Annotated in this window: 23 protein-coding genes and 1 tRNA gene; 10 read left to right on the top strand and 14 right to left on the bottom strand. The window is 58.8% G+C overall.

Annotation, left to right across the window (positions count from 1 at the left end):
* The first annotated feature begins 32 nt into the window (after window positions 1–32).
* The 4 genes from ABGT73_RS00770 (at window position 33) to ABGT73_RS00755 (ending at window position 5,550) form a co-directional block, all read left to right on the top strand.
* Window positions 33–1,673: a DUF4368 domain-containing protein gene (locus ABGT73_RS00770; RefSeq protein ID WP_346667950.1), complete on the top strand. Its 1,641-nt coding sequence runs from the start codon at window positions 33–35 to the stop codon at window positions 1,671–1,673.
* A gap of 266 nt (window positions 1,674–1,939) precedes the next feature.
* A complete protein-coding gene (locus ABGT73_RS00765) occupies window positions 1,940–3,187 on the top strand; it encodes an iron-containing alcohol dehydrogenase (RefSeq protein WP_346667949.1) in 1,248 nt (415 codons plus the stop codon).
* Complete coding sequence (locus tag ABGT73_RS00760) at window positions 3,144–4,523, top strand: aldehyde dehydrogenase (protein ID WP_346667948.1); 1,380 nt, start codon at window positions 3,144–3,146, stop codon at window positions 4,521–4,523. Before ABGT73_RS00765 ends, ABGT73_RS00760 begins: the two co-directional genes overlap by 44 nt.
* A 127-nt stretch (window positions 4,524–4,650) precedes the next feature.
* Window positions 4,651–5,550, top strand: a complete 900-nt coding sequence (locus tag ABGT73_RS00755; RefSeq protein ID WP_346667947.1) for an alpha/beta hydrolase — start codon at window positions 4,651–4,653, stop codon at window positions 5,548–5,550.
* 93 nt (window positions 5,551–5,643) lie between these two features.
* Here ABGT73_RS00755 and ABGT73_RS00750 read toward each other — a convergent pair whose 3' ends face one another.
* The 6 genes from ABGT73_RS00750 to ABGT73_RS00725 form a co-directional block, all read right to left on the bottom strand.
* The gene (locus tag ABGT73_RS00750) at window positions 5,644–7,659 is read right to left on the bottom strand and encodes a right-handed parallel beta-helix repeat-containing protein (protein ID WP_346667946.1); all 2,016 of its coding nucleotides are present in this window, start codon (window positions 7,657–7,659) and stop codon (window positions 5,644–5,646) included.
* 200 nt (window positions 7,660–7,859) lie between these two features.
* Entirely contained in the window at window positions 7,860–8,597 is a 738-nt protein-coding gene (locus ABGT73_RS00745) for a DUF554 domain-containing protein (protein WP_346667945.1), read from the bottom strand.
* A gap of 114 nt (window positions 8,598–8,711) precedes the next feature.
* Window positions 8,712–9,551, bottom strand: a complete 840-nt coding sequence (locus tag ABGT73_RS00740) for an EamA family transporter (RefSeq protein ID WP_346667944.1) — start codon at window positions 9,549–9,551, stop codon at window positions 8,712–8,714.
* A 179-nt stretch (window positions 9,552–9,730) separates the two neighbouring features.
* Complete coding sequence (locus ABGT73_RS00735) at window positions 9,731–10,783, bottom strand: M42 family metallopeptidase (RefSeq protein WP_346667943.1); 1,053 nt, start codon at window positions 10,781–10,783, stop codon at window positions 9,731–9,733.
* Window positions 10,784–10,930: 147 nt separating this feature from the next.
* The gene (locus ABGT73_RS00730) at window positions 10,931–11,599 is read right to left on the bottom strand and encodes a lysoplasmalogenase (protein WP_346667942.1); all 669 of its coding nucleotides are present in this window, start codon (window positions 11,597–11,599) and stop codon (window positions 10,931–10,933) included.
* Between the two features lie 208 nt (window positions 11,600–11,807).
* The gene (locus ABGT73_RS00725; protein ID WP_346667941.1) at window positions 11,808–11,999 is read right to left on the bottom strand and encodes a hypothetical protein; all 192 of its coding nucleotides are present in this window, start codon (window positions 11,997–11,999) and stop codon (window positions 11,808–11,810) included.
* Between the two features lie 255 nt (window positions 12,000–12,254).
* Here ABGT73_RS00725 and ABGT73_RS00720 point away from each other — a divergent pair, with 255 nt between their 5' ends.
* From ABGT73_RS00720 to ABGT73_RS00700, 5 genes are all read left to right on the top strand, one after another.
* The gene (locus tag ABGT73_RS00720) at window positions 12,255–12,398 is read left to right on the top strand and encodes a hypothetical protein (RefSeq protein WP_204649288.1); all 144 of its coding nucleotides are present in this window, start codon (window positions 12,255–12,257) and stop codon (window positions 12,396–12,398) included.
* 3 nt (window positions 12,399–12,401) lie between these two features.
* The gene (locus tag ABGT73_RS00715; RefSeq protein ID WP_346667940.1) at window positions 12,402–12,623 is read left to right on the top strand and encodes a hypothetical protein; all 222 of its coding nucleotides are present in this window, start codon (window positions 12,402–12,404) and stop codon (window positions 12,621–12,623) included.
* Window positions 12,624–12,757: 134 nt separating this feature from the next.
* A complete protein-coding gene (locus ABGT73_RS00710; RefSeq protein WP_346667939.1) occupies window positions 12,758–13,996 on the top strand; it encodes an ATP-binding protein in 1,239 nt (412 codons plus the stop codon).
* 19 nt (window positions 13,997–14,015) lie between these two features.
* On the top strand, window positions 14,016–14,516 hold the full coding sequence (locus tag ABGT73_RS00705; protein ID WP_346667938.1) for a hypothetical protein: 501 nt from the start codon (window positions 14,016–14,018) through the stop codon (window positions 14,514–14,516).
* Between the two features lie 84 nt (window positions 14,517–14,600).
* Window positions 14,601–15,041 carry a tyrosine-type recombinase/integrase gene (locus ABGT73_RS00700; protein ID WP_346667937.1) on the top strand — a complete coding sequence of 147 codons (441 nt, stop codon included), beginning with the start codon at window positions 14,601–14,603 and terminating at the stop codon, window positions 15,039–15,041.
* 105 nt (window positions 15,042–15,146) lie between these two features.
* Here the strand turns inward: ABGT73_RS00700 and ABGT73_RS00695 are convergent, their stop codons facing one another.
* The 5 genes from ABGT73_RS00695 to ABGT73_RS00675 form a co-directional block, all read right to left on the bottom strand.
* Entirely contained in the window at window positions 15,147–16,601 is a 1,455-nt protein-coding gene (locus tag ABGT73_RS00695) for a hypothetical protein (RefSeq protein WP_346667936.1), read from the bottom strand.
* A gap of 5 nt (window positions 16,602–16,606) precedes the next feature.
* Entirely contained in the window at window positions 16,607–17,719 is a 1,113-nt protein-coding gene (locus ABGT73_RS00690; RefSeq protein ID WP_346667935.1) for a hypothetical protein, read from the bottom strand.
* A gap of 619 nt (window positions 17,720–18,338) precedes the next feature.
* Window positions 18,339–19,238, bottom strand: coding sequence for a site-specific integrase (locus ABGT73_RS00685; RefSeq protein ID WP_346667934.1), 900 nt, complete (start codon window positions 19,236–19,238; stop codon window positions 18,339–18,341).
* A gap of 32 nt (window positions 19,239–19,270) precedes the next feature.
* Window positions 19,271–19,747, bottom strand: coding sequence for a hypothetical protein (locus ABGT73_RS00680; protein WP_346667933.1), 477 nt, complete (start codon window positions 19,745–19,747; stop codon window positions 19,271–19,273).
* Between the two features lie 173 nt (window positions 19,748–19,920).
* The gene (locus ABGT73_RS00675; RefSeq protein ID WP_346667932.1) at window positions 19,921–20,358 is read right to left on the bottom strand and encodes a hypothetical protein; all 438 of its coding nucleotides are present in this window, start codon (window positions 20,356–20,358) and stop codon (window positions 19,921–19,923) included.
* Between the two features lie 117 nt (window positions 20,359–20,475).
* Between ABGT73_RS00675 and ABGT73_RS00670 the strand changes: the two genes are divergently transcribed.
* On the top strand, window positions 20,476–20,667 hold the full coding sequence (locus ABGT73_RS00670; protein WP_346667931.1) for a helix-turn-helix transcriptional regulator: 192 nt from the start codon (window positions 20,476–20,478) through the stop codon (window positions 20,665–20,667).
* Window positions 20,668–21,176: 509 nt separating this feature from the next.
* Here the strand turns inward: ABGT73_RS00670 and ABGT73_RS00665 are convergent.
* The 3 genes from ABGT73_RS00665 to ABGT73_RS00655 form a co-directional block, all read right to left on the bottom strand.
* Window positions 21,177–21,252, bottom strand: a tRNA-Met gene (locus tag ABGT73_RS00665).
* A 103-nt stretch (window positions 21,253–21,355) separates the two neighbouring features.
* On the bottom strand, window positions 21,356–23,218 hold the full coding sequence (locus ABGT73_RS00660; RefSeq protein WP_346667930.1) for an ABC transporter ATP-binding protein: 1,863 nt from the start codon (window positions 23,216–23,218) through the stop codon (window positions 21,356–21,358).
* On the bottom strand, window positions 23,215–24,948 hold the full coding sequence (locus tag ABGT73_RS00655) for an ABC transporter ATP-binding protein (protein ID WP_346667929.1): 1,734 nt from the start codon (window positions 24,946–24,948) through the stop codon (window positions 23,215–23,217). The genes ABGT73_RS00660 and ABGT73_RS00655 overlap by 4 nt, the downstream gene beginning before the upstream one ends.
* Between the last annotated feature and the right edge of the window lie 36 nt (window positions 24,949–24,984).

Here is a 24,984-nt window from a genome sequence, read left to right as displayed (position 1 = left end):
TACTTGGCTGCCTGAACAGAAAGGAGAAATAAATGAATCAGCAGCCAGAAAAAATCACCGCTTTGTACTGCCGCTTGAGCCAGGACGATGCCCTGGATGGGGAAAGTAATTCCATTACCAACCAGAAAGCCCTGCTGAGCAAATACGCCGCCGACCATGGATTCCGGAACACCCGGTTCTTCGTGGACGATGGATTCTCAGGGACCAGTTTTCAGAGGCCGGGGTTCCAGGAGATGATGCGATATGTGGAGGATTACAGCGTATCCGCTGTGATTGTCAAAGACCTGTCCCGGCTGGGCAGGGAGTATTCCTACATGGGGCGATTGCAGGATTTCATCTTTCCTGCCTATGACGTCCGCTTTATCGCCATCAACGATGATGTAGACAGCGCCAAAGGAGAAAATGATTTTGCGGTGTTCAAAAATGTATTCAACGACTACTACGCCAAGGATACCAGCAAGAAAATCCGGGCAGTGGTAAAGATGCGGGGTGAAGCCGGGGAGCATATCGCCAGCAATCCGCCCTATGGCTACATAAAAGACCCGCAGGACAAAAAGAAATGGATCGTGGATGAAGAAGCGGCAAAGGTGGTACAGCGTATCTTTAACCTCTGCATTGCGGGGAAAGGCCCCATGCAGATTGCAAAAATCCTAACAGCCGACAGGGTACTGACCGTCACCGCCTATCATGCGAAGCAGAAAGACTGGGCCATGCCGGAAAACCTATACCGTTGGAATACCAACGCCGTGCTTAGAATTTTGGAGCGGCGGGAGTACACGGGCTGTACCGTGAACTTCAAGACCTATACCAAGTCTCTGAAATTCAAAAAGCGGATGGAAAACCCGGTTGAGAACCAGCGGGTTTTTGAGGACACCCAGCCCGCCATCATTGAGAAGGGACAGTGGGAACGGGTGCAGGAACTGCGGAAGAACAAACGCAGGCCGACAAAAACAGGAAGAACCAGCATATTCTCCGGCCTTCTCTACTGCGCCGACTGCGGAGCAAAGCTGTATTTCTGCACCTGCAGCACTTACAAGGATGACAGCCAGAACCATTTCGTCTGCTCCAATTACAAGAGCAACACCGGCTCCTGCAAAATCCACTATATCCGGGAACAGGTGCTTTACCGGATCGTGCTGGAAACCATCCAGCGGACATTGAGTTATGTCCGTATGTTCCGGAAGGATTTCAAGCTGGAAATGCTGGCGCAGGACGAGGAAAGCCGCAAGGCAGAACTGGCAGAAAAACAGAAAGCCCTCTCCGGGGCAAAAAAGCGGATGGAGGATTTGGACCGGATTATCCAGCACATCTATGAGGACAATGTGCTGGGCAAGCTATCCGACAGCCGGTACTTAAAATTATCCCGCCAATACGAGAAGGAGCAGGCAGAGCTTGAGCAGCTTGCCTCTGTACTGGAACGAGAAATTGAAGCACAGACCGGGCAGGTTTCCGATGTGAATGAGTTTCTAAAGCTGGTGGACAAGTATCTGGATATTCCGGAACTTGACGCCGCCATCCTCAATGAGCTTGTGAGCAAAATCGTGGTACACAGCCCGGTAAGGGAGAACGGGAGGAAGCATGTGCAGATAGATTTATACTTTACCTATGTGGGGCAAATCCGCATCCCTTTAAAGATCGGAAGGGAGTCCCTAAACGAATCGGAACCGGCGTGATTTAACACACCGGTTCCTGCCAAATTTCTTTTTACTTCCTTATGGGACGCTGCATAAGTTCGGGGGAGCTTTTTTGCGGCGGGGATCTTTCGTGCGGCAGTGCGGCGGCCTGTCTGCCCTGTTCCGGCTATGAGAAAAGCCGCTGCACGGTAATTCGTCAATTTTGACAGTTTTCAAAAAATATTTACCTAAAGTTTTACTTGACATTGTCTTGCTTTTTGTCTTATCCTTTATCATAGCGTCCATAGTGGGAAAGGATGAGAAAAATGAACGTTGCCAAGAAGATTTATTGCCGTATTTTTCAGCTGGACATGCGCATTGCGCTGCCTTTTCTGCCCTATCGTGAGCCCAAACTGATCGAAGGTGTCAGCGGCGTGCCCGCCGTGCTGCGGGAGCACCACATCGACTGCGTCATGCTGGTCACCGACGCCGGCGTCCACGGTCTGGGCCTGACCGCCCATCTGGAGGAGGAGCTGAAGGCTGCTCACATCCGCTGCATCGTCTACGACAAGACGGTGGCGAACCCCACCGTGGCCAACGTGGAGGAGGCCCGCGAACTCTACCTGGAAAACGGCTGCCAGGGGCTCATCGCCTTCGGCGGCGGTTCCTCCATGGACTGCGCCAAGGCGGTGGGTGCCCGCATTGTGCGGCCCCGTAAGTCTCTGGACAAGATGGAAGGCCTGCTTCATGTGATGCACCGTCTGCCGCTGCTCATCGCAGTGCCCACCACCGCCGGCACCGGCAGCGAGACCACTCTGGCCGCCGTCATCACCGACGAGAAGATCCACCACAAATACCCCATCAACGATTTCTCGCTGATCCCCTATTATGCAGTCCTCGATCCGGACGTGACCCTCAACCTGCCCCGGCAGCTGACCGCCACCACCGGCATGGATGCGCTGACCCACGCAGTGGAAGCCTACATCGGCCGCTCCACCACCAAGGGCACCCGGGCCGCCGCCATCGAGGCCGTGCAGCTCATCTTCAACAACCTGCCGGAAGCCTACTACAACGGCCATAACCGGGAAGCCCGGGCCAACATGCTGCGCGCCGCCTACCTGGCCGGCACCGCCTTCACCAAGAGTTATGTGGGGTATGTCCATGCCGTGGCCCACAGCCTGGGCGGCCGGTACGGCATTGCCCACGGCCTGGCCAACAGCGTGCTGCTGCCCATCGTGCTGAAAGCCTACGGCAGCGCCGCCTGGAAAAAGCTGGCCGAACTGGCCCGGGCTTCCGGCGTCAGCCAGGATGCCAGTGACGAGGTGGCCGCCAAGGAGTTCATTGCCTACATCGACGCCATGAACGCCGCGATGGATATTCCCGAAACCCTTCCCGGCATCCGGACCGAGGACATCCCCCAGCTGGCCCGCTATGCCGACCACGAAGCCAATCCGCTGTACCCGGTGCCGGTGCTGTGGGGCCCCGACAAGCTGGAAGATATGTACAAACAAGTTCAGGAGGTTTCCACCCATGACGGAACTGGAGATTCAAGCCATTCTCAAACGGCAGCGTGAGTATTTCGCTGCCGGACATACCCTGCCCGCCGAAGCCCGCATTGCGGCGCTGAAAAAGCTCAAAGCCTCCCTGCAAAATCATGAGGCGGACCTGGCCCGGGCCCTCAAGACCGACCTTGGCAAGTCCGCCACCGAAAGCTATATGTGCGAGACAGGGCTGACCCTGTCCGAGGCCACCTGGATGATCCGTCATGTCCGCCGCCTAATGCGGAACCGCCGGGTGTCCACCCCGCTGTCCCAGTTTGCGGCCAGCAGCTTCCGGTCTCCCTCTCCCTACGGCAACGTGCTCATCATGAGCCCGTGGAATTACCCTGTGCTGCTGACCCTGGACCCGCTGATCGACGCCATTGCTGCGGGCAACACCGCCATCGTCAAGCCCAGCGCCTACGCCCCGGCCACCGGTGCGGTGCTGCAGCAGATCGTGGAGGAGTGCTTCCCGCCGGAACATGTCTGCGTTGTCACCGGCGGCCGTGCCGAAAACCAGGCCCTGCTGCACCAGAAGTTTGATATGATCTTCTTCACCGGCAGCAAGGCCGTGGGCAAGGAGGTGCTGCGCTGCGCCGCCGAGTACCTGACCCCTGCCGTGCTGGAACTGGGCGGCAAGAGCCCCTGCATTGTGGAAAAGTCCGCCAAGATCGGCCTGGCCGCCAAGCGGATTGTCTTCGGCAAGTATCTGAACTGCGGGCAGACCTGTGTGGCTCCGGACTACATCCTCTGCGATGCCTCCATCCGGGACGAGCTCATCGAAGCCATCCGGAAAGAGATCACCGCTCAGTTCGGTGCCGACCCTCTGGCCAATGAGGATTACGGCAAGATCATCAACGAAAAGCACTACCGCCGCCTGATGGGGCTGATCGACCCGGCCAAGGTGGTCTGCGGCGGCACCGGGGACGAAACGACCCAGCGTATTGCCCCCACCGTCATGAAAGATGTGACCCGGGAAGACGCCGTCATGGGCGAGGAGATCTTCGGACCCATCCTGCCGGTACTGACCTATACCGACCTGGACGCCGCCCTGGCGGACATCGAATCCCAGCCCCATCCGCTGGCCCTCTATCTCTTCAGTGAGGACAAGGCCGTGCAGCGCAAGGTGCTGGACCGCTGCCACTTCGGCGGCGGTTGCCTGAACGATGTGATCATCCACCTGGCCACCAGTGAAATGCCCTTCGGCGGCGTAGGGGAGAGCGGCATGGGCGGCTACCACGGCAAGGCCGGGTTCGAGGCCTTCAGCCACCTGCGCAGCATCGTGGACAAGAAGACCTGGCTGGACATGCCGGTGCGCTACCAGCCCTACACCAGCCAGAAAGACAAGATGCTGCGGTTCTTCCTGCAGTGAGCCGGTTTACTGCAAATCGGTTTGTATATGACAGCAGCCCCGGCCCAATGGCCGGGGCTGCTGCTTTTTGCGGTTTGTGCTATACTGTTTCCAAGAAAGCATGGGACCGTGATGAAGGAGGAAACCAATGAAAGAGCCGTTTTATACTTATGAGGAATTTCCGGAAAATATGTCCGGGGAAGAGGGCATGAAGATCATCTACGGCCAGGACGAAAGGGGCATTTCCTGCCCGCCGGATGTGGTCTATGCCGTCAAGGACGGGGTGGAACTGCACCTGCGGGTGATGATCCCTTCGGTGCTGGACGCTAACCGCCGGTATCCCACGGTGTTTCATATCCAAGGGTCCGCCTGGCTGCAGCAGAACCTGAACTCCCACATGGGAGATTTCAGCCGGCTGGTGCGGGCGGGATATATGGTTATCATCATTGAATACCGATTCGCCCCAAAGTATCGTTTCCCCTGTCAGGTGGAGGACGGCAAAACCGCCGTCCGGTATGTGATGAGCCATCCGGACCAGTTCCCGGTGGACCCCAGCAATCTGTTCCTCAGCGGGGACAGTTCCGGCGGCCACACGGCCATGATGATGATGGCCACCTGGAACACGATGGAATGTGATGCGGAAAAGACGCCTCTGCCCAACCTCAACGGCTGCATCGACCTGTACGGTTCGGTCAACTGCCTGACCATGAACGATGCCCCTTCGGCCTATGACCACATGGCGGCCCACTCGGCAGCAACCAACTACCTGGGCTTCTGCCCGCCGGATGACCCGGCAGAGTGTGAGCGCCGGATGCCCTTTTCCTATATTCACGCGGACACCGTCATGCCGCCGGTGCTCATCATGCACGGCAGCAAGGACCGGACGGTCCCCTTCACCCAAAGCCTGGAACTCTACCGGCATATTAAGTCCATGGGCAAGACGGTGGAATTCTATAAGGTGAAAAATGCGGACCACGGCGGCAACGTGTTCTATTGCCAGGCCACGCTGGATGTGATTCTGGACTTCCTGAACCGGCATCTTGTATAAGCCAAGGCAACCGCGGCGGACCATAAAAAAGGAGGCAGACGCCCTTTCGGGAACGTCTGCCTCCTTTTTCGGTTCCTGGCAAAAGAAAATCCGTTACCGCACCACAGGGCCGCTCTCGCTGTCGTCAAAGAGAGTTTCCTCCAGCTCCGCCCCGCTGGCAAAGGGACCGGGCAGGGGATTCGGGGCCCGGTGACGTCCCAGGTAGTCCGCATCAAAGTAGATGGGGGTGCCGTCGGGATTTTCGTAGGGCTCCTCCGGCTCAAAGGCCTTGCCTAGCACCATGGTGGTGACACTGGGAGTCCGCATTTCAGGCAGCAGGTCGTACAGGTTGGTTTCCAGCGTCACCCGGCCGTCCTGCTCTTCCAGCGCCAGGGTGACCTTGTCGGGCAGGACCACAGCGTTCTTCTCTTTCTCCCATTTCCGGGCGCCGCCGAAATAGACGTTGCCCTCTGCCCAGACCGGCAGGTGGCTGTCGTGGGCGGGCGCCAGTTTGGCCATGTCGGGGGTGTCGGTGTCCATGTCGAACTGGGCAATCCATTCCTCATAGGTGGGGTAGCCGTCAAAGACATGGGTGCCCACCGCCCGATTCTCCTCGTCCACACCATCGTCGCTGTCGTGCCGGATGCGCTTGGGTTCGGCGGGACCGTTCTGGATAAAGATGTTGTTGTAGAACCGGTCGTCCCCGTGCAGGATGGTCATGAAGCCCATTACCTCGGTGCGGTGGGGAATATGGTAGGGGGTATACCGCAGGCCGGTACCGCCGCCTACGCAGGTGAGCGCCCCGGCAATCAGGTTGTGCACCATGGCCACACCCTGGGTGGCGAACCGCAGGGAAACTTCGCTGAGCAGGATGTTGTTGTCAATGAGGGTGGGGCCGTGGCCAACCTCCACAAAGATGTCCTGGCTCATCATGCCTCCCTTGAGGGGCTGGGCAAAGTCCGGCTTCTGGTTGTCGTGCAGCAGGTTCTGGGTGATGCGGGTGCCCTGGGCCTCCCAGTCACACCAGATGCCCATGGTGCAGTGGTGGATGTGGTTGCGGCGGAAGATCACGTCGATGGCGGCGTGCATCTTGATGCCGGCGATCTCGGCGCCGCCCAGCTCCATCATGTTGTTGATGTGGTGGATATGGTTGTCCTCGATCACCGAGAAAACGCCGCCCATGCGCCCGATGATGCCGCCCTGCTGGCAGTCGTGGATGTCGCACCGGCGGATGATGTGGCTGCCCACGTTCTCCTTCAGCCAGCCGTGGTACTGCCCGCGGCAGACGGCATCCCGCTCCATCTGGGTGGGGGATTTGACGTGCTTTCTGGTGAAGTAGTGGTCGTTGTCCGGGTCGCAGTATTTGCCCAGGGAGATTCCGGCGCATTTGGAGTTGGAAATTTCGCAGTCCTCAATGATCCAGCCCTTGGCCCAGTGAGGACCGATCATGCCGTCCTGGTAGGCGGCGGGCGGGGCCCAGGTGGTGGCCGCCTTGGTGATGCAGAACCCGCTGACGGTGATGTAGTTCAGGCCGGTCTGGCTGGGGTAGAAGCAGAAACGGCGGACGTTGATCTCCACATTTTCCGCGTTGGGGTCCTTGCCCTGGAAATTGGCGTAGAGTACCGTGTCGTCACCGTCCTGCTCGGCATACCACTTGTAGACCGAAGCCTCCGGCTCCCAGGAGCAGGGATATACCTCGCCCTTGATGCATTCTTCCAGGCTGCCGGCTTCATACATGGCTTTGTCATTGAGATACACGCAGCCGGTGTGCTTGGATTTGCCGGAAAAGTACCAGTCCCCGTACACAAAGGTGGTATAGGGGTTGTAATCGCCGAACAGGCTGTTGGAAACCCGCACCATCCACACGTTGCCTTGGTAATGGGTCCAGCCCTTGACCGGCTCCGCACCGGTGATTACCGCACAGCCGGGCACCGCCGAGCGGTAGGTGATGCGCTTGTCGTCGCTCTCGCCGCCACGGACGGGGTTTACCCACTCCCGGTAGAAGCCGGGCATCACGATGACTTCGTCCCCGGCCTCGGCTACCTTGGCTGCCTCGCTGATGGTCTGATACGGCCGTGCCTGGGTGCCGTCACCGCTGCGGGGCGCTGCCGCTGAAACATAGATCTTCAACAGAATTTCCTCCTTCTTTGCCCATAATTTTAGTGGTATGGCAAAAAGTCTCATCTGTCAGACAGTATAGCACACTTTCCGGCAAAGAAAAGAGGTTTTGCAAAGAAAGAGCAAGTCTTTTTCAAGAATTAAAAAGGGGCCCGGCCTGCCAAGACCGGACCCTGGAAATTCTATCGGAAAATTACCCGAAACAACCACCTTCACACACCAACAAAGGCGCAGAGCACGGCAATGAGGATGGACGGCAGCATGTTGGCAACCTTCAGCTTTTTTTCCCACAGCAGATTGATGCCCACACAGAAGATCAGAATCGAGCCGGTCAGGGACAGGTTGGACAAGGCCTGTGCCGTCATGATGGGCTGGACCGCTTTGGCCAGAAGGGTGACCGTACCCTGCAGCACCCCCACGGGAATGGCGGCAAACAGACACCCCTTGCCCATGGAGGCGCTCATCACACAGATGATGACCATGTCCAGAACCGCCTTGAGCGCAAGGGTGGAATAATCGCCGGAAATGCCGTCCTGTATGGCGCCCACGATGGCCATGGCGCCGATGCTGACGGTCAGGGATGCGGTTACAAAGGCGTCCACAAAGCGTTTGTCCTTTGCGTTCCCTGTCTTGACCTTCAGCCAGTTGCCGAACTGTTCAATCCGCAGTTCCAGATTGATCCATTCGCCCAGCAGGGAGCCGAGGGCGTAACTGATGACAATCATCATGGTCCCGCCGCTTTTCAGACCGTCTGCCGTGACGGTCATCATCTCCTGTACAGCGCCGCTGATGCCCACAAAGATCACGCAAACACCGATGGCCTGCAGCAAGGTCTCCTGATACCGGCCGCTGATGGCCCGGCTGCATACCAGACCATCACACCGCCCGCAACAATCGCCGCCACATTGATTATGGTTCCCAATCCAAACATGTCCTGTACCTTCCCTCACAAAATTTCCCATACTCCCTCAATACAGGATACGAGTATACGCCTTTCCCGGAAAAATAACAAGAAAGGCCCCGGCCGAAAAAGGTCGGAGCTGGGCGAAGAATAACAGGAAAGGTTACAAATTGAGCAGAACAAGAGCACCCAGAATCATCCCGGCCGCCCCCATCTGGCGGCGGTTCAGCCGTTCCTGAAACAGGAAGAAACTGGCCACGCTGATGACCAGAATCACCCCCACGCTGTAGGAAGGGTAGACCCGGAAGGCCGGCAGCTGGGTAAGAGCGGCCAAAAGAAGCCGGGAAGAAAGAAAGTTGGGCACGCCCACCAGTACCCCGAAGAAAATGTCCCGCCCGGTAAGCGGCTGGTGCCTCCTGACCAGCAGCGCCAGGGTGGCCAGCCCGGCGAACAGGAAGATGTAAAACATGAACAGCCCGTCGTCCTGACGGCGGCCCAGCTGGGTGAACACCTTGGACATGGCATCGCTGGTTCCGTTCAATAGCAGGGTCAAAAGCAGCGGCAGCAGATACACCTTGTTTCGGGGAGAAGAAAATTCCGGTTTCTCAGGCAGGCCGTTCATCAGTACGGCCGCTGCCACGGCCAGGACCATGCCTACTCCCTGCAGAAGGGTAGGCCGCTCCCCGAACAGTGCCACAGAGACCAGAATGGGAACCAGCACCCCCAGACGGGTAAACACCGAGGACAGGATGGCTCCGTTTTTATGGATGCTGTATCCGTTGGCGACAAGGGATGCCAGGTAAATCAGCCCTGTGATGCCGCCCAGCCAGCAGGGGGTACTGTCACCACGATACAGTGCTTTGGGCTCCATGGCAGCAAAGGCAAGCAGGGTGCAGGTAACGTAATTGACAAAATAAACCCCGTACGAACTGCCGGAGTTCAGATATTTCAGGACCATGGCCAGCACCGAACTGGAAAGCAAGGCCAGTAAAAGAAAAATCATGGGCAATCCTCTCCTTTCACAAAGTATACTGCAGAGTTCCTTTTCTATAAAATACAGCCGCAGGCTTACTTTCGGCCGACACCTTTTTTCGCAGGCACAGCAAAAGCCCCGGCCTTGGGGGACCGGGGCTTGATACCAGGAGACTTCCTGAACAGATGGTTTCAGAAAATCGGGTGAGTTCAGGCCAGTTCCAGATAGAGTGCAGCCAGATCCATGGTGGCGCGCAGAGCATCCAGATGGGTGCGCTCCATGCCGTGGGAGGCGTGCACCCCCGGGCCGATGAGGGCGGCCCGGCAGTCCATGCCGGAGCGCCAGGCGGCGCCGACATCCGAACCGTAGTGGGGATAGATGTCCACCGCGTAGTCTACCTTCTGCTCCTTGGCCAGCTGTACCAGACGGCTGACCATACCGTAGTCGTAGGGGCCGCCGTTGTCCTTGGCGCAGATGGAGACCTGGTACTCGGTGCAGCTCAGGTCCTCCCCGATGCAGCCCATATCCACAGCCAGCAGCTCATCCACCACGGGCAGGGTGGCGCCGCCGTGGCCCACTTCCTCATGGACCGTGAGGGTGAAATAGGTCTCGAACCGGGGGCGGGTGCCGGTTTCATGCATCTGCCACAGCAGGGTCAGCAGACAGGCAGCGCTGGCCTTGTCGTCCAGGAAGCGGGACTTCACAAAACCGCTGTCGGTGACGGTGGTTTTGGTGTCGTAGCAGACATAGTCACCGGCGGCGATGCCCAGGGCCAGCACGTCCTCCTTGGTGTGAACCTTCTCGTCAATACGTACCGCCATGTTTTTCTCGTCCCGGGGACGGGTGGCTGCATCATCCTGCACATGGACCGACGGCGACAGGCTGAGCACCGTGCCAGTGTATACCTTGCCTTCGCGGGTATAGATGCGGCAATACTCGCCGTCCAGGGTGGGCAGCAGCGGACCGCCCACCTTGGTGACCATCAGCATGCCGTCGGCGGTGACCGAGCGCACCATCAGGCCCAGGGTATCTACATGGGCGCAGAGCCCTACTTTGCGGCCGGATTCCCGGCCGGGCACCGTAATCACCAGGTTGCCCTTGTTGGTGCGCCGGGTGGCAAAGCCCAGCTCCCGGGCGATGCCCTCCGCCACCGTCACCACCTTTTCGGTAAAACCGGTGGGACTGTCCTGCCCCAGCAGTTTTTGCAATGCGTCCACCAAAAAGGCCTGGCGGGCCTGTTCCTGCGTCATTTCCTCTTTCATGTTTCCCAACCTCTCTTTGTGAAAAAGTATCCGACTCCATCTTACAAGAAATAGCTGCGGTTGGCAAGGGGAGGGGCAGAGATACGTCCGCCACCGGGAAAAGGAATGGAAGGACAGTGGCTGCAAAGTTATAGAGTGTCCCTGTTTTCAGACCGCGAGGCTTACTGCAATCAGAAACATGGCATAGTAGTAGGTCAGAAGATTGGCCACGTGCACGGCAGTGCGTCTGGGAGGGTAAAAATACAAAAACAGGATCAGCAGATCCGAAATCCAGAACAGCACCGCCCCTGCCAGCACCAGAAAGCACCAGGGCTGGCCCATACCAAAGGCCAGCTGCAGTCCCTTGCCCAGCAGCGCCGAGACAAAGGCTGCGTAAAGCACCACCAAAGGGCGCATCCGCCCGGTCTGCATTCCCGGCATGCCGGAAAGCACCGCCGCGCCGCCGGCCCCCAGCACTGCAGCCAGCGGCACCGGCCAGCCCATGGGCTGCAGTTGGCACAGGCCCCACACAAACAGGCTGTGTCCTGCCAGAAAGGCCCCCAACCCGGCCAAAAACAGGCCCGGACGGTGCAGCTTGTTGTAGAGCGCCAGCACCACATCCCCCGCCACACAGCACAGCAGCGCCGGCAGCAAGCGCCAAAAGGCTTCGGGACGGCTGCCCAGGGCAGCGCACACCGCCGCCACGGCCACAAAACAAAGGCTGCACAGCGTTTTTTCGGGCAGATAGCCCCGCCCCGGCAGGTGCAGCCGCCGCACCAGCAGCCCCAGGGCGGCGGTGTAAACCACGCCCATTCCCACGATGTACGGTATGTTCACCGGCCGCGCCTCCTCTGCATTGCTTTACTTTCAGTATAGGAGAAAAACGCCCGGCCGTCAATTTGAGCCCCGCCCAAAAATCCGGCAGAACTTTTGGAGGCCCTGGGGAGCCCCGGTTTCAGGGACTGCACCAGAGGAGCCGCCCTGCCCACAGACAAAAACACTGCGGTGGAATTGCTTTCAGATTCCACCGCAGTGTTTTCCGGCATCAGCTTTCTTTTTCGTCATCCCGCTGCATCGCTTCTTCGATGGCGCGGTTGATAAATCCGTTCACGCTTTCGTTCCGCTTTTGCGCATGCGCCTGAATGACTTCCTTTTGCCCCTTTTTTACAATCAGATTGATACGGTCATACGCCTTGGCCGCATATCGGTTTTTGACCGCTGCGGATGTTTTTCCCATGGAAAAGCCTCCCTTCTCTTTATAAAATGGTATGAAACCAGTATAGCAAACGGGGTCGTTCATGCGCAAGTATGCAATATGCACAACGAAGCCAGTTCTTGCGCATGTATGCTTGTGAAAGTCTCCAATTCGCATACATGTGCATGTATGATATAATAATGGTACAGTAAAAGATAACATCCCCCGGTTCCCTCATACTCTTTTACTGCACAGTATATCATACTTACATATGTATGCATTAAAAAGGAGCTTCCCTTGAAACACACGCTTTACTATCTGCTGACCGGCCTGGAAAACATCGCCCCCTATCTGAGCCGCGACCACGGGCGCAATCCACGCTACTGGCGCAGAAAATGGCCGGCTGTTTTCTCTTCCTGCTTTTCCGAAAAAAGGAGCTGACCCATGAGCCAAAATGCCTCGAAAACATTCATTGTAACCCGTTCGGACGGCATCCTGCTGGCCCGCTACCGGGACAGGGACTGGTATCTCACCACCGATTTAGCCCGGGCCTGCCGGTTGTCCGAAGCCGACGCACAGGCTGTGCTGCAAAGCATCATTCCCGCCTCCGAACGGTTTCTCTGGACATTGCAACCCATCCGGGAGAAAGAAGGTATTTCATGTTGAATTTTCCTGTGACCAGCTGTCTTGCCCTCCATCTGCAGCGTGAGCACGGGCACGACCCCCGTTTTTCTACCAGATAGCCGCCTTGCTTTTCCCTGTTTTTCCTTACATTGTAGCTATCACAAAGGAGTTTTACCATGAACGAACTGCATAAGAATTTTCATTCCATTCAAATCAACATCACCCCGCACACCTTTGCCGGGCTGGCCAAACAGAACATGGCCTTCCACCAGGGCGTCATGGAGCTGTGCGGCAACGCCATCGCCGCCGCCCTCCCCGGGGAAAAGGCCCTGATTTTCATCGGGCTGGCCCCCGGTTCCGCCAAGGATGAACTGTTGCTGGTGGTGGCCGACTGGGGCAGCGGGATGGACCTGTCCCAGCTGGAAAATGCCCTGCAGCTGGGCAGTCTGCCCACCGGCAGCAACCGCCTCAACGAACACGGGTTCGGCATCAACAACGCCCTGGCCAGCCTGACCGGCGGTGACCGTCCCTGGGCCCTGTACACCCGTGCCCGGGGTGCTGCCGGCTACCTGAAAGTCCAGGGTCCATTCACGCCGCAGATGACGGTGGAGGAGGTGGATACCCCCGCCCTGCCGCAGGAGCTCACTCTCCCCCGGGATCATCCCGGCACCGTCTACTGCATCCATGTTCCGCTGGCCATTGCCCAGTCGGTGCAGGGGCTGGGCGCCAAGGCCAAATACTACTATCAGGGCAACCAGCCCACCCAGGGGGTGAATATCCGGCTGGGCAAGCGGGTCATCGCCACCGCCCAGCTGTCCGAAATCTGGCGGGGTCCCAACGGGATGCCCCTGGCGCGGCACAACAACTACAACGAATTTGTGGGCGAAGTGCTGCTGCCCGAACTGCCCCGCGGCGTGCTGAGTACCCTGAACAACAAGACCAACCTGAACCCCAACGACCCGGACTGGCAGAATCTGTTTTCGCTGCTGGCGCAGGTCCCGCCCCTGGCCCATCCCAAGGCCTGCACCGAGAAAGCCCTGCAAAGCCGCTGGATCAGCGCCCTGCTGGCGGTGAATCCCCAGGACCGGGTGACCGACGAGATGACCGTCTGGCCCACCGGCACCCGCATCGATGTCCTGGACGAGGGGGCCGACAAGCGGGTCATCTATGAGCTGAAAGCCACCAAGGGAGAGCCGCTGCATCTGTATCAGCTCAAGATGTACTGGGACGGGCTGGTGCTGGACGGTGTACAGCCCACCGAGGCCGTGCTGATCGTCCCCAAATACACCAGCGACCTAGCCCGGATGGCCGAGCTGATCAACGACCGGCTCACCCCGCCGGCGCTGCCCGACGGTGCACCCAGTCTGCCCTACCACATCAAGCTGGCCACCCACGAGGAAAAGTGTCTGGCCTGATCGCACAGGAGGTGTCCCTATGACCGCCATTTCCACCCTGGCCGATTGGCTCCACTACTGGCTGGAAAGTTACATCCGCCCCAGCTGCAAACCCGCCGGGTACGCTCAGTACCGGGATATTGTGGACAAGCACGTCGTCCCGGCCATCGGCGCCGTGCCGCTGGGCGAACTGAATACCGGCATCCTGCAGCAGTTTCTCAACCGGGAAGCCGCCTGCGGCAATCGGAAGACCGGCGGACCACTGAGCGCCAAACCCATCAAGAATATGCGGGTCGTGCTGGACGTGGCGCTGAAATGTGCCGTGCAGGAGGGACGCCTAGCTGCCAACCCCGTGCCCGGCACGGTGATCCGCAAGGTGCAGCGCAAGGCCATCCAGCCCATGTCCGATGCCATGCAGGCGACGTTGGAGCGGTTCCTTTTCCAGGACGGCAACCTGCAGAATATGGGCATCCTGCTGGCGCTGTACACCGGCTGCCGTCTGGGCGAGATCTGTGCTTTGCGCTGGCGGGACGTGGACTGATCCCGCCAGGAGCTGCATCTGCGGCAGACCGTCAAGCGGCTGCCCCGCAGCCAGCGGCAGCCGGGTCAGAGCGCCACCGAGCTGGTGTTCAGTCCCACCAAAGGGCGGGACGGTTCCCGGCGCATCGCGGCGCCCGCCGTGGTGTTTGCCCTGCTGGAGATGCAGTGCCGCCGCCATGAAAACCGGTTCGGTGCCCCGGTGCAGCCCGAGGGATTCGTTGTCTACAACACCCAGAACCAGCTGACCGACCCCGACAACCTGAGCCACTATTTCGGCGAGGTGCTGACGGCACTGCAGCTGCCCCACGCCCGTTTTCACGATTTGCGCCACACCTTTGCCACCCGGGCCATTGAGCACGGCATGGACATTCTGACGCTGAGCGGTATGCTGGGCCACGCCGATGTGGGCACCACCCAGACCTTTTACCTGCACCCCCGGCTGGAAGCCATGCACCGGCAGATGGACTGCATCACCCCGGCCTGCGGCTGGTTTCGTGCCGCCCTCGCCGGGCCGGCCGCCGTATGAAATACCGTTTTGCTCCCCGCAGGCTGCCTGCGGGGATTTTGTTGTTTACATGGTGCCTGTGTTCTCTTTACTGCTTTCTGCCGGGCAGGCTATCCTCCCCGCAAGTCAGGAAGCGTCCTCTTTTGCATCATCACCGCAAACAGGTTCCGGCGGGGCCATATCACCGGCGAAGGCTGCCTCGTAGGCCTCATGGGCCAGCAGCAGACGCCGCTGTTTATCCTCATTCATCCGCAGGCGACTGCCCGTCGGACTCTGATGACCCATGCAGTAGGCTATCTCCTCGTCGGTCAGGTCGGTGGCAATGCTCAGGCCCGTGCAGTAGGTATGGCGCAGTGCGTAGGCGGTGAGATTTTCTTCGCAGGACCCGGCCCCTTCCTCCAGGTCGGTGTCCTCCTCGTTGACCAGAATTTTTTCGGTGCCCTCCTCCATACACTGATCCAGCATCTCCCGTCCCATCTTGCCCACATCCCTGGTGATGGCCCGGCGCTCCCCCGGCACAGGATTGCGCCGCCCTTTCTGTGTTTCCACCCAGAGCAGCGGCAGCTCCGCCAGCTGTTCTTCGGTCAGTTCGGGGTGACGGCGACGGATCCACGCCTGCTGCCGGCGGATCAGACGCACAACCGTCGGGGTGCAGGGCAGGGTGCGGTAGCTGTTTTTGCTTTTCAGCAGGTCGGTAACGCTGCGCTTTGCCTTCTTTGCTTTGTCCTTTTCATCCTGGCACTCCACCTGGATAAAGGGCAGGCCATTTTCTGTTGTTTTGAGACAATCAAAATTGAGGCCGCAGGCTTCCCCATCACGCATGCCCTGAAGCAGCATCAGGGCACAGGCCAGGGCCAGGGGATTTTCTGACTGTTCCACCATCGCCAGCAGCCGGGCGCATTCCTGCCGGGTCAGCGTCTGCTTGCCGAACCGCCGGTTATACAGTTCCCTGGCCGTTGGCTGCAGCTGTTCCTTCGCAATGTCCAGCTTCTTCAAGGTACGTTCCGGGATGGGGCTGCAGCGCAGATCCCCTTCCTCCACCAGAAATTCCAGAAACCGGCACAGCAGAATCCAAAGGGCTTTCATCCGTTCCGCCTGCCGGCTTTTCTTCTGGGGCCGGACTTTCTGGGGTTGATCTGCCAGCACTTCCATCCGCCGGGCAATATCCTCCTCGGTGATCTGCCGCGCCCCTTTTTCTTCCAGATTCCCGCACAGCAGCCGCAGGCGGTAGTCCCGGTCGTAATTGTCCCGGGTGGAAGGCAGCCAGTCGTGTTCGTTGAAATACTGCCGGTATTTCTGCCGGTAGAGCTCCATCAGGGTGGGACTTTTCTCCGGGGCTTCCGGCGACACGCCTGCCTGTTCCTTGCGCAGGTACGCCATCAGCTGTTTTTCGATCTGTCTCTTCAGATACTGTTCTACGTCGGTTTCCTTTTTCACGGTGCTGCGGATTTTCAGGTTTTCATACCGGCCGCAGCTCCAGCTGCCGGTGATCCGAACCTTGCCCTCCGGCACCGCTTTCTCCCGGCAGGTGCAATCCACCTGCCTGCCGCACAGGCTCCATTGTTTTGTGACCTCGTCCATGTATATCACGCTCCTTTCTGATAGCACCGGATGGCTTCATCCAGTTTTCTTCCGATACATTCCTGATACCAGACGCTCTGGTAATCCCGGTAGACTTTATCCATGACCGTCTTGGGCGCCCACCCCTGCAGGTGGTCTTTTTCTCCCGCCCGGAGCCACCCTTTCACCATTTCGTCGAAGGTACGGTGCAACACCCTGACGGTGGCCCCGATGGTCTTTTCTTCCTGGTGATCAGATTTTTCATCGGTCTTTTTGTAGGTCCCCGCCGCAAACCCTGCCTGTTTCAGCAAAGATTTACTGTACCTCTGCAGCTCTTCCGGCCTGCAAGCCGTTTTCCATTCTGCTTTGCTGCAGACGATGGGCATCTTGAGAAAGCTCCTTCCGCCCTTCTCCCGCGCCCATTCCGCCCGGCGCTGCAGAATTTCCTGAAGGGGCTGACAAACCGGTACATAGCGCAGCCTGTACGGATATACCTTTTCCCTGCCAAACTGCAGGACGTTGTCCGCCTTTTCCAGGTAAGGCCGCAAAACCCGCAGGCTGTAATACGCCGAACCCGGCAGCCGTACATAATCCCCATACTGCAAACTGCAGGCTTCTTCCGGCGAAAAACCTTCCAGCAGCACCAGCAACACACCCACGGCAAGGCCATTCTGCAACGCATTCTGTTTTGCCTGTTTCAGCAGCCTGCTGAACTCCTCATGGGAAAGGCTCTGATTTCCCAGCTTGCTGCGCTTCTGCCCCTGGGCATCGTGCCGCTTTCTGCCCCGCCGTTTCGGCATGTTCATCCATCCGTGTTCCGCCGCATACCACTGCATCCATTCCAGACGGTGACGGCACCGCTGCATCTGGTGCTTTGTGAAGCGGGGATCCTGGGCAGCCAGGTCCTGCTCCACGGTTTTGCGCACCCCTTTGTCAATCCGGCACAGCGGTCTGTCCCCATAAAAGGACAGATACTTGTCCAACAAATCCCGGTCCAGCGTATCCTTCGTGTTGGCGGGATTTTTTCTGTCTTTTCCGATCTCCCTGGCAAGATAGCGCTGAAATTCCCCGGTTGCTTCCAGAAGGGTATAGGCGCCCTCGGCGCTGCGCTGCACTGTATCGCCCGGAAAGGTTTTCACCTGCTGCTCCGCGTATTTTTTGTAAAGAGCCTTCTTGGCCCGGATGCCTCCCTCAGATGCAAGGTAACAAGGGATTTCTTTCCTGTCCTTAAGTGTGGTTCTGGGTTCATACTCAAGATCATCTCCTCCGGCCGGGTTGGAAGTCCTCAATAACACTACAAAGCAGTTTTTGGAGGTATTGAAATGCCCGGTGGCGCTGCATGATATCTTTTTCCATTGGAAGGGGATCGCTTTTGTATACTTGCGTTGACTCATATCGTAATGCTCCTTGATCTTGGGGAAATCGTTCATCGTTTTACAAGAAAAATGATATTTACTTTTGTTTTTGGTGCAACTTCAAAAAGGGGGGGTGCCATGGAGAAAGGGGTTGACAGCTCTCCCGTCAGCGTATAACGGGGATTTTTTCTCCGGCTTGGATATCACGATAATTACTTTTGTTGTTCTGTCAATCAAAAAGCGGCACTTTTTCTTGCTGCAACACTTGACATCGTCTTTTCGGCTGTGCAACGGCATTTTCATTTTCATCGTAAGTACTTTGCAGCAATCGTCAAGGTCGACAATAAAAAACACGCGCTTTCCTTAACGGAAAGCGCGTGTTTTGATTCATGGCTTGTTCAGTTTACTTTGGGCGATACCTGCGCAAAAAGGCCTGCCGGTCCTTGCAGTGGAACCGCTCCATCACTTCGGCGTCGGTTCCGCCGTCCTCCAGCGCCTGGCGGATGGCGGTCTCCCGGATGGTCGAGAAAGTCAGGCAAGGCACGCCCGCCCTTCTCTCCAGCAGCGCCAGATGTTCCCGCAGGACATTGGCTTCCACCGGGCGTCCGTCCGGCGTAGCAAACAGCAGGTGGTCGGGATTGCAGCGGGCATCCACCGCCTGCAGGGTACGCAGCGTGCCAAGCTGCGATTCCACAATCCTTTTGCAGGCGGCAGGCAGCGGCACAGAATAAAGCGGAACAGGCAGCAGCGCCAGCCTAGTTTTGCGTTCCTTACTCTGTTCGTCGGCAATGCGGGCGACCCGGTTGCGCACAGTCAGCCGACTGGCGACCAGGTCCACATCCTCCTCCCGCAGGGCCAGCAATTCCCCCTGGGGAAGTCCCGTGGCAAAGGCAAAGCGGATCAGGTTGCCCCACAGCTCCTCCTCGCAGACAGCCAGCAGCTTTTCCTGTTCTTCCCGGGTAAAGACAGGCTGTTCCCGGCTGGGTCCTGCTTTTCGTCTGGCAAGGACCTCCTCGCCTAAAATCTCCGGCGTACAGGGATTTTCTGCCAGCAGCCCTGCCGTCACCCCTTGCTGAAGGATGGTCCGCAGCAGCTTGTAGGTATTTTTGGCCTTTCCGCCGGACAGACTGGCAAAATACCGCTTCAGCCGCGGGGGCGTCAGTTCTGCCAGTTCATATCTTCCCAGGCGGGGCAGGATCGTATTCTGCAGCAGCCCCTGATAGGACTGTGCGGTCCTGTAGGAACCGGCATGGGACGCCTGCCAGGCGGAAAACCAGTCCTGCGCCCATTGTTTTAATTTCATTGGGGTCCTCCCGGAGTCTTTTCACCGAAATACTATGGTTCATCGTGTTTTGCAGGGGGATCCTGTTGCTCCGCGTTCTCCAAAGGAGCCTCCCGCAGCGCGGCCAGCTGCTGCCGGAACATTCCCTGCAGTTCCTGCCAGACCTGCGGGTTCTTCAGCGACAGTGACGGCTGTTTCAGCTCTTTGTCCAGGTCCGCAACCGCCACCGACAGCGTCTTTTCATCCAGTATTCCGCAGCGGTGGCGGAGATAGCGGATGACCGCCTCACTCTCCTTGTCTTCGGCATGCATGGCGTAGCGGAGCGCGCAGTTGATCACCGACCCGAAGTCCTCCGTGTGGAACGGATCCAGCCAGGAGGACGGGCAGAGGACGAGATCGTCCTTTCCCTCATTGGTGATGACCAGCCCGATGTTTTCCCGGAGCACACGGTCCAGCACAGCGTCCAGATTGTCTGCCAGTTCCTGGCGGGAGATGCGTTCCATCGTTTCGGTGGATGGTAAATTTGCCATGATTGCTTGCCTCCTGTCGTTCTGTTTCCTGTCCCGGAGAGACGCCCCTTCCGAGTCGGCCTCCGGGGATTGTTTTCTCATTGTTTTCATTATAGCATCCGGGGCGGGCCATAACAGGGACTTTCAAAAATATATTTGCCGCTCTTCCTGCGAGAGGCGACCTGCAGACTGTGTCAGAAACCCACTTCATCGCAATAAGAAAGAATCTGCTTCTTTTTCTGTATAGCGAACCGAAGTGTTGCAGCCGCCCCGCCCCAGTCATGGAGGACATAGGCCACCACGATGTCGGAAGATTGGACCATCCAGCGGTTCCTGCGCGGAATCGCATAACGGCGCGGCACGGTTTCCAGTGGCGGGTAGATGGTTCGGTCGTAACCGGAAGCGTCTCTTCCGTCGTTGAGATAGGCCATGACAAGAACCAATTCGATCTGGGGATACTGCATCTTTTGTCTCCGCAAGACAGATGCCGCCAGGTTGTCAAAGGCACCATAACCGCCCAGATAAAAGGTTGTGGCGCCTCGCGTAATCAATTCCTGCGTCACACCATATAGCCATCTTTCCACTGCCTGGCACTGCGAAATCTGCGAATGACCGCAAAACGTAACAATCACTTTTATTCCTCCATTATAGTGATTATAATCACTATAATGGAAAGTGGCAAGCCCCCTATAATAATCAAAAACGGGGGTGATGCAGTGCCGATCTCGTTTCGTCCGATGCGGGAATTTATGAAAGAGAACCGTATTTCCTTCTACCGTTTGGCCAACGAAGGAATTGATGCGCAAACTCTGCAACGAATACGCCATGACAAGCCTGTCACTACCGACACACTCGGAAAAATCTGCAGCATCCTGCACTGCCAGCCGGGAGATCTGATTGAATATATCGATTCATCCCGCGAAGAGAAATCTGTCGACTAGCCATATTTCGGAGAATTTCTCAAAGCGTATCAGGTCTGCCGCGTCCCATTTCGGTTATAAAGATCCGCATATCGTAATGCAGCCAGGCGGCGCCGTTCACAACGTGGACAGCGCTGCCTGGCTTTTTCTTTCCGACTGAAATTAGAAAAGTACGTTTTTCAGGGCTCATTCCTCTCAAGGGTCTTTTGTGCCGCCGGTAAATTTTACGAGGTATTTCCTGCAAAAAAGACCGGCGGGCAGGCCGTTTGCAAGCGGCATTATCTGCTTTTTCCGGGGCAAAAAACGGACAAATTGCCTGCGGGCCAAGGGAAATAATACCAGCCCAGACAGCGTCCCGAGTGCAAAAAAGACCGGCAGGACACCCGAAAATACAGGGGGCTCTGCCGGTCTTTTTTGTCAACATCAGAAAAAATATTATACGCAGCATCGATGAATCAAATGAAAAACTTCTGCCTTTTTGCCGCGTTTTAACACAAGAAAAGACCCGGTCTTTTCAGACCGGGTCTTGGTGGTTGCGGGGACAGGACTTGAACCTGCGACCTCCGGGTTATGAGCCCGACGAGCTACCATCTGCTCTACCCCGCGATATTCAGGCGCCCTCCGTTAGGGTGCTAGATTATAATAGCACAACGCAGGGTGTCTGTCAATAGTTTAGGGCAAAAAACTTTGCCGGCTTTCGCTCATCCATTCAGGAGAGTTCAAACATGCCGTTGTACAGCTGGTAGTACTCGCCCTTCTGGGCCAGCAACTCCTCGTGGGTGCCGCGCTCCACAATGTGGCCGTGCTCCAGCACGATGATGGCATCGGCGTTGCGCACCGTGGACAGCCGGTGGGCGATCACGAACACCGTTCGGCCCTCCATCAGGCGGTCCATGCCCTTCTCAATGAGGGCCTCGGTGCGGGTGTCGATGCTGGAGGTGGCTTCGTCCAGGATCAGCACCGGCGGATCCGCCACCGCCGCCCGGGCGATGGCCAGCAGCTGGCGCTGGCCCTGGCTCAGGTTGGCGCCGTCGGCGGTGACCATCGTGTCATACCCCTTGGGCAGGCGGCGGATGAAGGAGTCGGCGTTGGCGATCTTCGCCGCCCGCTCCACCTCCTCCTGGGTGGCGTCCAGCTTGCCGAAGCGGATGTTGTCCGCCACCGTGCCGGTGAACAGGTGGGTGTCCTGCAGCACGATGCCCAGGCTGCGGCGCAAAGCGTCCTTGCGGATGAGCCGCACGTCGATGCCGTCGTAGGTGATGGACCCCGCCGTCACATCGTAGAACCGGTTGATCAGGTTGGTGATGGTGGTCTTGCCGGCGCCGGTGGAACCCACAAAGGCGATCTTCTGGCCGGGCTTGGCGTAGAGGGACAGTCCCTGCAGGATCAGGTGGCCTTTCACGTAGCCGAAGTCCACGTTGTGGAACCGCACGTGGCCTTCCAGCGGCTGGAAGGGCACGTTGGGACGGCTGCGGTCACACCAGGCCCAGTGGCCGGTGACTTCCCCGTCGGTGCACTCGGTGAGGGTACCGTCGGGGGCCTGCCGCACCGTGACAAGATCCACCGTGCCTGCATCCACCTCGGGGTCCTCCTCCATGGCGGTGAAGATACGCTCGGCGCCGGCCAGGGCAGCCAGCAGGAAGTTGCCCTGCTGGGTGAACTGGTTGATGGGCATGGTGGTCTGGCGCACAAAGACCAGATAGCTGGCCAGGCTGCCCAGGTCGGTCCAGCCCTTCATGACCATGAGGCCGCCCAGCACCGCGATGACCGCGTAGTTGATATACCCGATACTGACCACCGCCGGGATCATGGTGGCGGCGTAGCTCTGGGCACCGGTACCGGCCTGGCGCAGTTTTTCGTTGCGGGCGGCAAAGCCCTGCAGGTCGGCCTGCTGGTGGTTGAACACCTTGACCACCTTCTGGCCGGCGATCATCTCCTCGATGTAGGCGTCCAGTTCGCCCAGGCAGCCCTGCTGTCTGGCGTAGAACGCCCGGCTGTGTTTGGTGCTGAAGTCAATATACCAGAACATGGCGGCGTAACCCACCACCACCAGCAGCGACAGCTTCCAGTTCAGCACGAACAGCATGATCAGCGTGCCCGCCACCTGGACGAAGGTCTGGATGACCAGGGCGAAACTGTTGTTCAGGGCGTCCGAGACGGTATCCACATCGTTGGTGAAGAGGCTCATCAGGTCGCCCTTGCGGTGGGTGTCGAAGAACTGGAGGGGCAGCGTCTGCAGGTGGGCGAAGAGGTCGCGGCGGATCTCCCGCAGGATCTTCTGGGCGGCGCGGACCATGATCTGGCTGTAGCCCAGCGTGCAGAGGGCGCCCACCAGGTAAACCACCGCCGTCAGGCCCACGCCGGCGGCCAGGTAGGTGAGGCTGCCGTTTTCCAGCAGGCCGTTGACCACCGGGCGGATCATGTAGGTGCCGATGAGGGCCGCGATGGCGCTGAGGGAAGCCAGCACCGCCACCAGGGCCAGCATGACGCTGTGGTGTTTCAGGTAGACCCACAGGCAGCGGAGGGTATGTTCCAGATTTTGCGGGCGGCGCCCGCCGGTAACACGCATCATTGCTGGTCGCCCCCTTTCCGCTGGGACTGGTAGATTTCCTGGTAGATGGTATCGTGGGCCAGCAGTTCGGCGTGGGTGCCCACGGCGTGGAGCCGGCCGTCGTCCAGAATGACGATGAGGTCGGCGCTCTGCACCGAACTGATGCGCTGGGCGATGATGAGTTTGGTCACATCGGTGAGCTGGGCCAGGGCGTGGCGGATGCCCGACTCGGTGGCGGTATCCACGGCGCTGGTGGAGTCATCGAAGATCAGCACCTTGGGGTGCTTGAGTAGGGTCCGGGCGATGCAGAGGCGCTGCTTCTGGCCGCCCGACACATTGACGCCGCCCTGGCCCAGGTCGGTGTCCAGGCCCTGGGGCATGCGGTCCAGGAACTCGTCGGCCCGGGCAGCCCGGCAGGCGGCCAGGATCTCCTCGTCGGTGGCATCGGGGTTGCCCCATTTCAGGTTATCCCGGATGGTGCCCGAGAAGAGCAGGTTCTTCTGCAGCACGATGCCCACGGCATCCCGCAGGGCGGCCAGGTCGTAGTCCCGCACGTCTCGGCCGCCCACCTTGACGGTGCCGGCGGTGGCGTCGTAGAGGCGGGGGATCAGCTGGACCAGCGTGGTCTTGGCCGAGCCGGTACCGCCGATGATGCCCACCGTGGCGCCCGCCGGGATGTGCAGCGTGATGTCCGACAGGGCGTTTTTCTGGGCGGCGGCGTTATACTTGAAGCTGACGTTCTCAAAGTCGATGGCGCCGTTCCCGATGGTTTCCACCGGGTGGTCGGCGTTGGCCAGATCGGGCTGCTCGGTGAGCACCTCCCGGATACGGCGGGCGCTGGCCAGGGAGCGGGTCATCTGGAGGAAGACGCCGGAGAACATCATCACCGAGTTGAGCACCTGCAGCACATAGCTGAGGAAGGCGGTGAGCTGGCCCACGCTCATGGAGCCCTCCAGGATGAAGCCGCCGCCGAACCACATGATGCAGACGATGCAGACATACATGACCAGCTGGAAGGAGGGCATGTTCAGCACGGCCAGGCGGAAGGTCTCGGTGCTGGCGTCGCTGAGTTCGGTGTTGACCTCGTCAAACTGCTGGTTTTCCCAGTCCCCACGCACGAAGGCCTTGATGACCCGGATGGCGGTGAGGCCCTCCTGGATGCGGCTGTTCAGATGGTCCACGGCGCTCTGCTGGCGGCCGTAGAGGGGCGCCACATGGCTGACGATCCAGGCCAGCATGGCGGCCAGGATGGGGGTGGCGATGAGGAAGATGATGGTGAGCCGGGGGCTGAGCAGGAAGGCCATGCCCAGGCCCATGAACAGCATGACCGGGCTGCGCACCAGCGGCCGCAGGCCGGTGTTGACGGCGTTGAGCAGCACGGTGGCATCGGTGGTCATGCGGGTGACCAGCGAGGCGGCGGAAAAATGGTCCAGGTTGGCGAAGTCGAACTTCTGCACCGAGGCGTACTCGGCCAGGCGCAGTTCGGCGGCGAAGCCGTTGGCGTAGCGGGCGGCGAACCGGGCGTAGAGCAGCCCGGTGATGAGGGCCAGCACCGCGCAGACCACCATGAGGATGCCCTGGCGAAGGATGATGGACATATCGTGGTGGGGCACGCCGTCGTCGATGAGGGTGGACATGAGCACCGGGATGATCATCTCAAAGGCGCACTCGATGATGAGCAGCCCCACCGCCACGATGAGGTCCCGCAGATAGGGCTTGCTGTAACGGAAGATCAGCCGAAGATCCTTCATGGACTTACCTCCTGTTCAAAATAGAATATGGGTCGG

The sequence above is a fragment of the uncultured Subdoligranulum sp. genome (assembly GCF_963931595.1).
Classification (GTDB): domain Bacteria; phylum Bacillota; class Clostridia; order Oscillospirales; family Ruminococcaceae; genus Gemmiger.
This window is presented reverse-complemented; position numbering and strand designations above follow the sequence as displayed.

Coding starts and splice junctions, on each gene's coding strand:
- ABGT73_RS00770 (WP_346667950.1), top strand. CDS start 33: ATGAATCAGCAGCCAGAAAAAATCACCGCTTTGTACTGCCGCTTGAGC.
- ABGT73_RS00765 (WP_346667949.1), top strand. CDS start 1,940: ATGAACGTTGCCAAGAAGATTTATTGCCGTATTTTTCAGCTGGACATG.
- ABGT73_RS00760 (WP_346667948.1), top strand. CDS start 3,144: ATGACGGAACTGGAGATTCAAGCCATTCTCAAACGGCAGCGTGAGTAT.
- ABGT73_RS00755 (WP_346667947.1), top strand. CDS start 4,651: ATGAAAGAGCCGTTTTATACTTATGAGGAATTTCCGGAAAATATGTCC.
- ABGT73_RS00740 (WP_346667944.1), bottom strand. CDS start 9,551: ATGATTTTTCTTTTACTGGCCTTGCTTTCCAGTTCGGTGCTGGCCATG.
- ABGT73_RS00735 (WP_346667943.1), bottom strand. CDS start 10,783: ATGAAAGAGGAAATGACGCAGGAACAGGCCCGCCAGGCCTTTTTGGTG.
- ABGT73_RS00725 (WP_346667941.1), bottom strand. CDS start 11,999: ATGGGAAAAACATCCGCAGCGGTCAAAAACCGATATGCGGCCAAGGCG.
- ABGT73_RS00715 (WP_346667940.1), top strand. CDS start 12,402: ATGAGCCAAAATGCCTCGAAAACATTCATTGTAACCCGTTCGGACGGC.
- ABGT73_RS00710 (WP_346667939.1), top strand. CDS start 12,758: ATGAACGAACTGCATAAGAATTTTCATTCCATTCAAATCAACATCACC.
- ABGT73_RS00705 (WP_346667938.1), top strand. CDS start 14,016: ATGACCGCCATTTCCACCCTGGCCGATTGGCTCCACTACTGGCTGGAA.
- ABGT73_RS00695 (WP_346667936.1), bottom strand. CDS start 16,601: ATGGACGAGGTCACAAAACAATGGAGCCTGTGCGGCAGGCAGGTGGAT.
- ABGT73_RS00685 (WP_346667934.1), bottom strand. CDS start 19,238: ATGAAATTAAAACAATGGGCGCAGGACTGGTTTTCCGCCTGGCAGGCG.
- ABGT73_RS00680 (WP_346667933.1), bottom strand. CDS start 19,747: ATGGCAAATTTACCATCCACCGAAACGATGGAACGCATCTCCCGCCAG.
- ABGT73_RS00670 (WP_346667931.1), top strand. CDS start 20,476: ATGAAAGAGAACCGTATTTCCTTCTACCGTTTGGCCAACGAAGGAATT.
- ABGT73_RS00660 (WP_346667930.1), bottom strand. CDS start 23,218: ATGATGCGTGTTACCGGCGGGCGCCGCCCGCAAAATCTGGAACATACC.
- ABGT73_RS00655 (WP_346667929.1), bottom strand. CDS start 24,948: ATGAAGGATCTTCGGCTGATCTTCCGTTACAGCAAGCCCTATCTGCGG.